11 protein-coding genes are annotated in these 11,825 nt (G+C 59.7%); 3 read left to right on the top strand and 8 right to left on the bottom strand.

The annotated features are described in order from the left end of the window. Nucleotides 1-92: 92 nt before the first annotated feature. The 5 genes from carA to grpE all read right to left on the bottom strand — a co-directional run bounded on the left by carA (nucleotide 93) and on the right by grpE (nucleotide 6,246). A complete protein-coding gene (carA, locus tag DCO48_RS17850) occupies nucleotides 93-1,229 on the bottom strand; it encodes a glutamine-hydrolyzing carbamoyl-phosphate synthase small subunit (RefSeq protein WP_116551932.1) in 1,137 nt (378 codons plus the stop codon). Between the two features lie 296 nt (nucleotides 1,230-1,525). Further along, on the bottom strand, nucleotides 1,526-2,329 hold the full coding sequence (gene dapB / locus DCO48_RS17845) for a 4-hydroxy-tetrahydrodipicolinate reductase (protein WP_116551931.1): 804 nt from the start codon (nucleotides 2,327-2,329) through the stop codon (nucleotides 1,526-1,528). A 13-nt stretch (nucleotides 2,330-2,342) separates the two neighbouring features. Continuing rightward, a complete protein-coding gene (gene dnaJ, locus DCO48_RS17840) occupies nucleotides 2,343-3,467 on the bottom strand; it encodes a molecular chaperone DnaJ (RefSeq protein WP_116551930.1) in 1,125 nt (374 codons plus the stop codon). A gap of 193 nt (nucleotides 3,468-3,660) precedes the next feature. Continuing rightward, complete coding sequence (gene dnaK, locus DCO48_RS17835; RefSeq protein ID WP_116551929.1) at nucleotides 3,661-5,577, bottom strand: molecular chaperone DnaK; 1,917 nt, start codon at nucleotides 5,575-5,577, stop codon at nucleotides 3,661-3,663. A 102-nt stretch (nucleotides 5,578-5,679) separates the two neighbouring features. Next, a complete protein-coding gene (grpE, locus tag DCO48_RS17830) occupies nucleotides 5,680-6,246 on the bottom strand; it encodes a nucleotide exchange factor GrpE (protein WP_116551928.1) in 567 nt (188 codons plus the stop codon). A 228-nt stretch (nucleotides 6,247-6,474) separates the two neighbouring features. Between grpE and recN the strand changes: the two genes are divergently transcribed. Further along, the gene (gene recN / locus DCO48_RS17825) at nucleotides 6,475-8,148 is read left to right on the top strand and encodes a DNA repair protein RecN (RefSeq protein WP_116551927.1); all 1,674 of its coding nucleotides are present in this window, start codon (nucleotides 6,475-6,477) and stop codon (nucleotides 8,146-8,148) included. A 65-nt stretch (nucleotides 8,149-8,213) separates the two neighbouring features. Here recN and fur read toward each other — a convergent pair whose 3' ends face one another. Continuing rightward, entirely contained in the window at nucleotides 8,214-8,618 is a 405-nt protein-coding gene (gene fur / locus DCO48_RS17820; protein WP_116551926.1) for a ferric iron uptake transcriptional regulator, read from the bottom strand. A gap of 97 nt (nucleotides 8,619-8,715) precedes the next feature. On the opposite strand from fur, the gene DCO48_RS17815 reads away from it, so the two are divergent. After that, the gene (locus tag DCO48_RS17815; protein ID WP_116551925.1) at nucleotides 8,716-9,240 is read left to right on the top strand and encodes an outer membrane protein assembly factor BamE; all 525 of its coding nucleotides are present in this window, start codon (nucleotides 8,716-8,718) and stop codon (nucleotides 9,238-9,240) included. 62 nt (nucleotides 9,241-9,302) lie between these two features. Here the strand turns inward: DCO48_RS17815 and DCO48_RS17810 are convergent, their stop codons facing one another. Next, nucleotides 9,303-9,737, bottom strand: a complete 435-nt coding sequence (locus tag DCO48_RS17810; RefSeq protein ID WP_116551924.1) for a type II toxin-antitoxin system RatA family toxin — start codon at nucleotides 9,735-9,737, stop codon at nucleotides 9,303-9,305. Between the two features lie 7 nt (nucleotides 9,738-9,744). Then, nucleotides 9,745-11,148, bottom strand: coding sequence for a sodium-dependent transporter (locus DCO48_RS17805; RefSeq protein WP_116551923.1), 1,404 nt, complete (start codon nucleotides 11,146-11,148; stop codon nucleotides 9,745-9,747). A gap of 117 nt (nucleotides 11,149-11,265) precedes the next feature. Here DCO48_RS17805 and smpB point away from each other — a divergent pair, with 117 nt between their 5' ends. Further along, nucleotides 11,266-11,748, top strand: a complete 483-nt coding sequence (gene smpB, locus DCO48_RS17800; protein ID WP_116551922.1) for an SsrA-binding protein SmpB — start codon at nucleotides 11,266-11,268, stop codon at nucleotides 11,746-11,748. Nucleotides 11,749-11,825: the final 77 nt, after the last annotated feature.

Below are 11,825 nucleotides of genomic sequence, written 5' to 3'. Positions count from 1 at the left end.
TCCGCAGGTCAGTCGGCAAGCCGTCTTGAACATTCTTGGTCAGGCGCGCCTGAACACGGTTTGCGCCGGTTCAGGGCCTTCTCGCTGGATGCTCAGCGGCGCTTGGCCATGGCATCGATGAAACGATCGAACAGTGGCGCGACATCGGTCGGACCAGGGCTCGCTTCAGGGTGGCCCTGGAAGCTGAACGCGCTCTTGTCGGTGCGTTCGATACCCTGCAGGGTACCGTCGAACAGCGACTTGTGAATGGCGCGAACGTTGCCCGGCAGGGTCGCTTCATCAACCGCGAAACCGTGGTTCTGACTGGTGATCATCACCACGCCAGTGTCCAGGTCCTGCACCGGGTGGTTGGCGCCATGGTGACCATGGCCCATCTTGACGGTCTTGGCGCCAGAGGCCAGGGCCAGCAGCTGATGACCTAGGCAGATGCCAAATACCGGCACTTCGGTTTCGAGGATTTCGCGAATCGCCTGGATGGCGTAGTCGCACGGCTCAGGATCGCCAGGGCCGTTGGAAAGGAACACGCCGTCCGGATTCAGTGCGAGCACTTCGCTGGCCGGGGTTTGTGCCGGCACCACGGTCAGGCGGCAACCGCGCTCGACCAGCATGCGCAGGATGTTCAGCTTGACGCCGTAGTCGTAGGCAACCACGTGGTATGGCAGATCGGCCGCTTCGCGAGTCGGGTGGCTGTCGGTCTGCAGGTTCCAGACGCTGGAGCGCCACTCGTAGCGCTGCTTGGTGCTGACTTCCTTGGCCAGGTCCATGCCTTTGAGGCCGGGGAAGCCGCGAGCAGCTGCGATCGCCGCTTCTTCGCTGATGTTGTCGCCAGCCAGGATGCAGCCGTTTTGTGCACCCTTTTCACGTAGGATACGGGTCAGGCGACGGGTATCGATACCCGCGATCGCCACCACCTTGTTGGCCTTGAGGTAGTCCGACAGGGACAGGGTGTTACGCCAGTTGCTGGCAATCAGCGGCAGATCACGAATGACCAGGCCAGCCGACCAGACGCGGTCGGATTCAGCATCTTCAGGGGTAGTACCGGTGTTACCGATGTGCGGGTACGTCAGGGTTACGATTTGCTGCGCATAGGAAGGGTCAGTCAGGATTTCCTGATAGCCGGTCATTGCGGTGTTAAACACCACCTCACCAACGGTTTGACCGTCGGCTCCAATGGCTTCACCGCGAAAAATGCTGCCATCAGCAAGGGCGAGTATGGCTGGCTTAGTCAAGAAGACCTCCCGTAAATCAAGCCTGAAGGGGCGATCGCAGGTTGCAAAAAAGCGGAATGACGTATAGACACGTCACCCCGCTTTCTTCGTCGAATTATCTGCGCGCTTTTAGTGGACACACTAAAGCTGTAGCTTACAGAAAAAGGCTTTTTTGGTCTACCACTGAAGTGCCTGAAAGGCGCAGGAATGCGACAAGGCGCAATGTGAGGCGGGAAGGAAACCTGAGGTTGCCGAAAACACTGTGGGAGCCAGCCTTCCCGGCCCCCACATAAGATTGCTGACTAAACAACAATCAATCAATGCAGGTCGAGCACGTCCTGCATGTCGTACAGGCCTGGCTCGCGCCCATTCAACCACAGGGCCGCACGCACGGCCCCCTTGGCGAAAGTCATGCGACTGGAAGCCTTGTGCGTGATCTCGACGCGCTCACCGTCGGCAGCGAACAGCACAGTGTGATCACCCACCACATCGCCGGCACGCACCGTGGCGAAGCCGATGGTCTGACGGTCACGCGCGCCGGTCTGGCCTTCACGCCCATACACCGCCACTTCCTGCAGATTGCGACCGAGCGCCTGGGCAACCACTTCACCCATGCGCAGCGCCGTCCCCGAAGGCGCGTCGACCTTGTGCCGGTGATGCGCTTCGATAATCTCGATATCCACATCGTCGCCGAGCACGCGAGCAGCTGTGTCGAGCAGCTTCAGACACAGGTTGACGCCAACGCTGAAGTTCGCCGCGAAGACGATTGGAATATCCTTGCCCGCCTCAACCAGCAACTGCTTTTCTTCAGGACTGAAACCGGTGGTACCGATCACCATGGCCTTGCCGGCCTTGCGACAGAATGCAAGGTTCTTCAGGGTCACCGAGGGGTGCGTGAAGTCGATAAGCACATCGAACTCGTCCGCCACCTTGGCCAGGTCGCCCGACAGCGGTACACCGATACGACCCAGCGCAGCCAGCTCGCCAGCATCGGCACCCACCAGCGTACTGTCCGGACGATCCACCGCAGCGGTCAGGCCCGCACCCGGAGTTTGCTGCACGGCTTCGACGAGGGTTTTACCCATACGCCCTGCCGCACCCATTACCGCTATACGTCGCATGCCCTATTCCTTCTTACAGATCGCCGAAAAAGCGCTTCACACCTTCAAACCAGCCACTGGCTTTTGGCGAATGGGAACTGTCGCTGTCCAGCGAAGTGCGCAGCTCTTCGAGCAGCTCACGCTGACGACGGCTAAGGTTGACCGGTGTTTCTACCGCTACCCTGCACATCAGGTCGCCGGCTCCGCCGCCACGCACCGGCGCCACACCCTTGCCGCGCAGGCGGAACTGCTTGCCGGTCTGAGTGCCCTCGGGGATCTTCAGCTTGACCCGACCGTCGAGGGTCGGCACTTCCAGCTCGCCACCCAATGCCGCATCGGTGTAACTGATCGGCACTTCGCAGTACAGGTGCTTGCCATCACGCTGGAAGATCGGGTGCTCGCGCACATTGATCACCACGTACAGGTCGCCGGTAGGGCCACCCATGGCACCCGCTTCACCCTCGCCCGACAGGCGAATGCGATCACCGGTATCGACGCCAGCCGGCACCTTGACCGAGAGGGTCTTGTATTCTTCGACACGACCTTCGCCCTGGCAGGCGTCGCACGGATCGGTGATGACCTTACCCTGCCCCTGACAACGCGGACAGGTCTGCTGCACCGAGAAGAAGCCCTGCTGCATGCGCACCTGGCCGATACCGCCACAGGTGGAACAGGTCGAGGCCGAGGAGCCCTTCTTGGCACCCGAACCATCACACGGCTTGCAGTTGACCAGCGTCGGCACACGAATATTGACCGTGGTACCACGGACAGCTTCTTCCAGGTTCAGCTCCAGGGTGTAACGCAGGTCGCTGCCACGCTGGGCACCGCCACGCGAACCACCACGGCCACCACCGAAGAAATCGCTGAACACATCACCAAAGATGTCGGAGAAGTTAGCGCCGCCAAAGCCGGCACCGCCGCCACCCATACTTGGGTCGACGCCAGCGTGACCATACTGGTCGTACGCTGCACGCTTGCTGGCATCGGAGAGCACCTCGTAAGCCTCGTTGGCTTCTTTGAATTTCTCCTCCGACTCTTTGTCATCGGGATTACGGTCGGGGTGGTGCTTCATCGCCAGGCGGCGATAGGCCTTCTTCAGGTCCGCCTCGCTCGAGCCGCGCTCGACACCCAGAACTTCGTAATAATCACGCTTTGCCATAAGTCTTTGCACTCTTGAGGACGTTCGGCAAACCTCTGCGCCTTTCGCGCTGTGCCGCCAGCACCTGAACTCCGTCAAATGCTGTAAAAATTTGGGTATTCCAGAGACGCCAACGCGGGAGCAAGCTCCCGCGCGGCGACATCCTACCAGTCACCGCTTGACAGCAGTCAACCGGCCGACAACCTGTAATGACTTACTTGTTGTCTTTGACTTCTTCGAACTCGGCATCGACGACGTCGTCGTGCTTGCCAGCTTCTTCAGCGGGCTGAGCACCGGCCTCCGGTTTCTCGGCCTGCTCGGCGTACATCTTCTGAGCAACCGGCGCGGAGACCTTCGACAGCTCTTCGATCTTCGCTTCGATGGTGGCCTTGTCGTCGCCTTTGACAGCGGCTTCCAGGGCAACAACGGCGCTCTCGATGGCTGCTTTCTCTTCAGCAGTCACTTTGTCGCCGGCGTCTGCGACCATCTTGCGAGTCGAGTGAACCAGTGCGTCACCCTGGTTACGGGCAGCGGCCAGCTCTTCGAACTTGCGGTCTTCCTCGGCGTTGGCCTCGGCATCACGCACCATACGCTCGATCTCTTCGTCCGACAGACCGGAGTTGGCCTTGATGACGATCGACTGGGTCTTGCCAGTGGCCTTGTCCTTGGCACCTACGTGCAGGATGCCGTTGGCGTCGATGTCGAAGGTCACTTCGATCTGAGGCACGCCACGTGGCGCTGGCGGAATGTCGGCCAGGTCGAATTTGCCCAGCGACTTGTTCTGCGCAGCCTGCTTACGCTCACCTTGCAGCACGTGAATGGTCACGGCGCCCTGGTTGTCGTCAGCAGTCGAGAACACCTGCGACTTTTTGGTCGGGATAGTGGTGTTCTTCTCGATCAGCGCCGTCATCACGCCACCCATGGTTTCGATACCCAGGGTCAGCGGGCTGACGTCCAGCAGCAGTACGTCTTTCACGTCACCGGCCAGTACCGCACCCTGGATGGCAGCACCCATGGCAACCGCTTCGTCCGGGTTGACGTCTTTACGTGCTTCTTTACCGAAGAAATCGGTTACAGCTTTTTGCACCAGCGGCATACGGGTCTGACCGCCGACCAGGATCACGTCGTCGATCTTGCTGACGTCGATACCGGCATCTTTCATCGCGATGCGGCAAGGCTCGATGGTGCGCTGCACCAGATCTTCCACCAGCGACTCCAGCTTGGCACGGGAGATCTTCACGTTCAGGTGCTTAGGACCGGTGGCATCTGCAGTGATGTACGGCAGGTTGACATCGGTCTGCTGGCTCGAGGACAGCTCGATCTTGGCTTTTTCAGCGGCCTCTTTCAGGCGCTGCATCGCCAGCGGGTCACCCTTGAGGTTCATGCCGCTTTCTTTCTTGAACTCGTCGACGAGGTAGTCGATCAGGCGAATGTCGAAGTCTTCACCACCGAGGAAGGTGTCACCGTTGGTGGCCAGAACTTCGAACTGGTGCTCGCCATCGACTTCGGCGATTTCGATCACCGAAACGTCGAAGGTACCGCCACCCAGGTCGTAAACGATGACGGTGTGATCGCCCTTGGCCTTGTCCATACCGTAAGCCAGCGCAGCTGCGGTTGGTTCGTTGATGATGCGTTTTACGTCCAGACCGGCAATGCGACCGGCGTCCTTGGTGGCCTGGCGCTGGCTGTCGTTGAAGTAGGCAGGTACGGTGATGACCGCTTCAGTCACTGCCTCGCCGAGGTAATCTTCGGCGGTTTTCTTCATTTTCTTCAGGATTTCAGCCGAGATTTGTGGCGGCGCCATTTTCTGGCCGTTCACTTCTACCCAGGCGTCGCTGTTATCAGCCTTGACGATCTTGTAAGGGACCATCTGGATGTCTTTCTGCACGACTTCTTCGTCAAAACGACGACCGATCAGACGCTTAACTGCGTACAGGGTGTTGTGCGGGTTGGTGACTGCCTGACGCTTGGCCGACTGGCCGACCAGAATTTCGCCATCGTTGGCGTAAGCAATGATCGAAGGGGTGGTACGAGCGCCTTCGGCGTTCTCGATAACCTTGACGTTGCCGTTTTCCAGAATGGAGACGCAGGAGTTGGTGGTCCCCAGGTCGATACCGATGATTTTGCCCATGTTAACTCTCCCGAAACTTTGGATTTGGTTGCCGCAGCGGTGGTTGCCAACTGCGGTAGCACTTAAACGCTTGACACCTAGATGGGGGCCATCCGACTAATTTCAAGCCTTCTCGTCAATCGAAGGCGAAACCGCTGCCGGGGCCTTGCTGACCACGACCATGGCAGGCCGCAGCAGACGCCCATTGAGCTGATAGCCCTTCTGGAACACCTTGAGCACGCTGTTCGGCTCGACGTCGGCGCTTTCCTGCATGGCCATCGCCTGGTGGTGCTCGGCGTTGAATGGCTGGCCGTGCGGGTCGATGGCTTCGAGGTTGTAGCGCTTGAGGGTGTCCCCGAACATCTTCAGGGTCAGTTCGATACCTTCGCGCATCGGGCGAATGCTTTCGTCGTCCGGGCTGGACAATTCCAGGCCACGTTCCAGGCTGTCGATGACCGGCAGCAGGTCGGCGGCAAACTTCTCCAATGCGAACTTGTGCGCTTTCTCGACATCCTGCTCGGCGCGGCGTCGCACGTTCTGCAGGTCGGCGGCAACGCGCAGGGATTGATCCTGGGCCGCAGCCAGTTGCTCTTCGAGTGCCTGTACGCGAGCGCCCAGGTCTTCGCCGGCCGCTTCGGTGGACTTGTCGGCGGTCGGATTCTGATCGTCCAGCATCTGTTCGTCAGCCATAAAATCTCTCCTTTCAATATCGTCAGCGAGCTCGGCTCGCACGTCTGCCGGGTATATGGGGTCGCAAATTCCAGCTTCAAGGGCTGAATTTGCACTGAACCGAATCCGCTCATAACCACTGGCGATGAAAGGGCATTACCAACAAGCGAATTGAACTAAAAGGAAGCATTGTCAGCAGATTTGAAAACACTGTATAAATAACCAGACTTCTCGCCTGGGAGCCGCCCAATGCTGGTGCACCTGTCCGTACACAACTACGCCATCGTCGAACACCTTGACCTCGAACTCGCCCGCGGGATGAGCGTCATCACCGGTGAAACCGGTGCCGGTAAATCGATCATGCTCGACGCCCTCGGCCTGACCCTGGGCGACCGCGCCGACAGTGGCGTAGTGCGCCCTGGCGCCGACAAAGCGGACATCCTGGCCACCTTCGACCTGGGCGACATCCCCGAGGCCCGCCACTGGCTGGCCGAGCGCGACCTGGACCACGATGGCCCATGCATCCTGCGCCGGGTGATCACCGCCGAAGGCCGTAGCCGCGGCTATATAAACGGCACGCCGTGCCCACTGGGCGACCTCAAGGCGCTCGGCGAACTGCTGATCGATATCCACAGCCAGCACGAACACCAGTCACTGCTGAAAACCGATACCCACCGCCGCCTGCTCGACGAATATGCCGGCGCTATCGACCTTGCCCGACAGGTACAATTGGCCGCGCAACGCTGGCGGCAAACCCGTCAGGAGCTGGAGCGCCTGTCCAACTCCGGCGATGAGCAACGCGCACGCCATCAACTGCTCAGCTACCAACTGGAAGAACTCGAAAACGTAGCACTGGGCGAAAACGAGCTGGAACAGCTGGAACAGGAACACAAGAACCTGACCAATGCCGAAGCGCTATTCGGTATCTGTCGCCAGGTAATCGACCATTGCAGCGAAAGCGATTCGGGCAATGTGCTTAGCGCCCTCACCGCCAGCCTCAACCGCCTGACCGCCGTGCAGAATGCGCCGAAGGCGCTTGGCGAAGCGGTCAACCTGATCGCCAGCGCGCAGATCCAGGTGGAAGAAGCCGTTGGCGAACTTAACCGCTTCCTCGACAATTTCGACGCCGACCCGGTGCGCCTGCAAACCCTGGAAGAACGCCTCGATACGCTCTATACCCTGGCGCGCAAGCATCGCGTACACCCTTCCGAGCTGGCCAGCCTGCAAGTGCGCCTGATGGAAGAGATCGACAGCCTCAATGCCAACGACGAATCCATCGAGCGCCTGACTGACGAGTTGACGTCCTATGCACGTCATTACCACGAGAAGGCAACCGAACTGAGCGCACTGCGCCAGCAGGCAGCCACTCAACTGGCCGCCGCCGTCGAACAGGAGATTCAACGCCTGGGCATGCCCGGCGGCCGCTTCAGCATCGAACTGCACGCCAACCCCGGCGAAGAGCTACAACCGTATGGCCTGGAGCAGGTAGAACTGCTGGTCAGTGCCAACCCAGGGCAGCCACTCAAAGGCCTGGCCAAGGTTGCCTCGGGTGGTGAGCTGTCGCGGATCAGCCTGGCGATCCAGGTAATCACCGCACAAACCTCACGCATTCCAACCTTGGTATTCGACGAGGTCGACGTGGGCATTGGCGGCCCAACAGCCGAAATCGTTGGCCAACTGCTGCGCCGTCTCGGTGAACGTGGGCAGGTGTTGACCGTGACACATCTGCCCCAGGTCGCAGCGCAGGGCCACCATCATCTGTTTGTACATAAAGTGCGCAACAGTGACGCTACCCACACGGCAGTCGCCAGCCTGGGCAAACGCGAGCGGGTTGAAGAAGTCGCACGCATGCTCGGCGGTATCGACCTGACCAAAGAGTCACTGGCCCACGCCCGCAAGATGGTCGTCACCAGCAAAGCCTGAACGCCGCCCCCTACCCCAGAAAGCACAAAGGCGACCCCAGGGTCGCCTTCATTGCTTGCGGACGCTTACTTCTTTTTGCGTACGTACAGCACCAGGTTATGGTCGACCATCTCGAAGCCGTGCTCAGCCACAATTTCCTTCTGACGCTTTTCGATTTCGGAATCGAAGAACTCGATGACTTCGCCAGAATCAACGTTGACCATATGGTCGTGGTGACCGCCGTCTGCTAATTCGAACACGGCATGACCGCCATCGAAGTTGTGACGCACCACAAGACCAGCAGCCTCGAACTGCGTGAGAACGCGGTAAACAGTGGCCAGGCCAACATCTTCACCCGCTTCCATCAGCGCCTTGTAGACGTCCTCGGCACTCATGTGACGCTGCTCGGTAGAGTCGAGCATCTGTAGAATCTTGACTCGAGGCAGGGTCACCTTGAGACCGGCTTTGCGTAATTCGCTATTTTCAACCATGGTCAGCTTTCTCGCCGATGCTGCTTCGCAGCTTCTCTGAATACGGGTATGATCGGGGTTTACGTTGTCCAGCCAAGATAGTGGAAGTCGCCCACCGATGCAAAACACCAAGCTCTTGCTAACCAGCCTCACTTTCGTGGGACTGCTCGCACTCGCCGGTTGCTCGTTCCCCGGGGTTTACAAAATCGACATCCAGCAGGGCAATGTCGTGACACAGGACATGATAGACCAATTGCGTCCGGGAATGACCCGCCGCCAAGTACGGTTTATCATGGGCAACCCACTCATCCAGGATACCTTCCACACCAATCGGTGGGACTACCTGTACAGCCTGCAGCCTGGCGGTGGCCAGCGTCAGCAGGAGCGCATGAGTGTGTTCTTCAACGACAACGACCAATTGGCCAACCTGTCCGGCGACTTCATGCCCGGCGTGAGCCGCGACCAGGAGATCCTGGGCGGCGAAAGCAGCACCACCGTCAGCCCGGCTCAGCCCGCCGAACAGCCTGCCAAGGAAACCCGAGCCAAACCTGGTTCGCTGGAAGAAAAAATCCAGCGCGACGTCGATACCATCGAAGTCATCCCGGTTCCGGTGCCGCAGCCGCTGGAAACTTCGCCGCAGTAAGCACTGCGCAGCGCATGAAAAAGCCCGGACATGTCCGGGCTTTTTTCTGCGCGATGTGTGACTCAGCTATTCAGTTGCTTGGCCCGCTGGCAGAACGCATCCACCAGCGTATTGGCTGCCTGGTTGAACAGCGGCCCCAGGGTCGCGCGGACAATCGAACCGGCATAGTCAAAGGACAGGTCCAGGCTGATCTTGCAGGCCTTCTCACCCAAAGGTTTGAACACCCAAACGCCGTGCAGTTGGGTAAACGGGCCCTCCTCCAGGTTCATCTCGATGGACTGCCCCGGCACCAGCACGTTACTGGTGACAAAATGCTGGCTCATGCCCCCCTTGGCCACCTCCAGCCGTGCGCGCATGTGCGTTTCGCTCGACTCCATCACCGTGCTCGCCGAGCACCAGGGCAGAAATTCCGGGTACCGCGCCACGTCGTTGACCAGATCGTAAAGCGCCTGGGCGGGATACGGCAGCAGGGCCGAGCGTTGAATATGGGTAGTCATCCAGGCGTCACTTCCAAAGCTGAGCGGCAAACACGATCAGAATGCCGAGGGGCGCCACATAGCGCATCAAGAAGAAAGTCAGAGCAAACAGCAACGGGCTGCGCATATTGAGCTCACTGCGCACCGCCTCACGGCCCATGATCCAACCCGCGAAAATCACAAAGCACAAACCGCCAAGCGGCAGCATGATCCGCGAGGTGAAGAAATCAATCACCCCAAAGAAATCCAGGCCGGTGCTAGCGCCCCACTGGTAGAGCCGCAGGCCGTTCTCATCGTTCACGAAAAAGCGCGCCTGCTGCCAGATATTGAACGAGAACACCGTCCCCAGGCCAACCAGCCAGCAGCTGAACGCCAACCCTGCGGTTATCCACAGGCGGCGGAGCCCCGTGCGCTCCACCAGGTAGGCGACCATCGGCTCCAGCAAGGAAATGGCCGAGCTCCACGCCGCGACTGCCACTAGAACAAAGAATACGACGCCCATCAACTGGCCGAAGGCCACATTGCCGAAGGCAAACGGCAACGCAACGAACATCAAGCCGGGCCCTTCGCTGGGATTCAGGCCGGCGGCGAAGACAATCGGAAACAGTGCCAGGCCGGCCAGCAACGACACAAAGGTATCGAGCAGGGCAACGGTAACGATGGTTCCGGCAATCGAGGAATCCTTCGGCATGTAGGCGCCGTAGATCAGCAACGAACCAACCCCCACGCTCAACGAGAAGAACGCATGCCCCATCGCCGGCAGCAAGCCGTCGAGCAGGCGCGAGGCGTCAAAGTCGAACATGAAATGCACGCCATCCATGAAATGCCCGGTGGTGAGGCTGTAGCCCAGCAACATCAGCAGCAGCACGAACAGCAGCGGCATCATGATCCGCAAGCTGCGCTCGAGGCCGGCGACCACGCCGCGCGCGATCACCACCGCCGACACCAGCATGAACAGGGTATGCCAGAGCACCAGGCGCCACGGGTCGCCGATAACACTGTTGAAATAGGCACCGACCTGATCGGCCGTCACCCCCTGGAAATCGCCACGGCCCATGTCGAGGATGTAGTCGAACGACCAGCCACCGACCACACTATAAAAAGAAAGGATCAGCAGCGCGGTGATCATCCCGGCGAACGCCCACCACGACCAGCGCGCCGAGTGTCCGGCTTCCAGCGCCAGCGATTGCAGGGCGTTGGCCGGGCTTTGCCGGGTGCGTCGGCCGATCAAGGTTTCGGCCAGCATCACTGGAATGCCGATCAGCGCAATGCAGGCCAGAAACACCAGAACAAACGCCCCGCCGCCGTAGACGCCGACCATGTAGGGAAACTTCCAGATACTCCCCAGGCCCACCGCAGCGCCGGTTGCCGCCAGCACGAATACCCAGCGACTGGCCCAGCCACCATGGACAGAAACCTTGTCCGTCGACATCAACAACGCTCAACTATGGGAAAAAAGAGCGCGCATTGTCCGGGATTCGCCTCAGCGGCTCAAGCACACTGCTACCCCGTAGCCGACAGCGCAACTCCTGCCTATAATGCCGCCCCTATGGCTAAACAAAAGAAACATCCGACAGGGACCATCGCGCAGAACAAAAAAGCGCGACACGATTACTTCATCGAACACAAGTTCGAGGCCGGATTGGTCCTGTCCGGTTGGGAAGTAAAAAGTCTGCGTGCCGGCAAGGCGCATCTGACGGACAGCTACGTGGTACTCAAAAATGGCGAGGCTTGGCTGATGGGCAGCCATATCACGCCACTGACGGCCGCCAGCACTCACGTCATCGCCGACCCGACCCGTACCCGCAAACTCTTGCTCAACCGTCGCGAGCTGGAACGCCTGAATGCTGCCGTGCAGCAGAAGGGCTATACCTGCGTGGCGTTGTCCATTTATTGGAGCAAGCACCTCATCAAGTGCGAAATCGCACTGGGCAAGGGCAAGAAGGAATACGACAAGCGCGACACCCAGCGCGAACGCGATTCCGACCGCGAGCTGCAGCGCGCGGTACGCAACAAAGGCAAGGAAGACTAGGCGCCTCTCAGGGCCTCATCGCGGGACGAGCCCGCTCCCACAAAGAACAGCGCTGCTCTTGTGGGAGCGGGCTCGTC

It is taken from the genome of Pseudomonas sp. SDI, from assembly GCF_003105155.1.
Classification (GTDB): Bacteria; Pseudomonadota; Gammaproteobacteria; order Pseudomonadales; family Pseudomonadaceae; genus Aquipseudomonas.
This window is presented reverse-complemented; position numbering and strand designations above follow the sequence as displayed.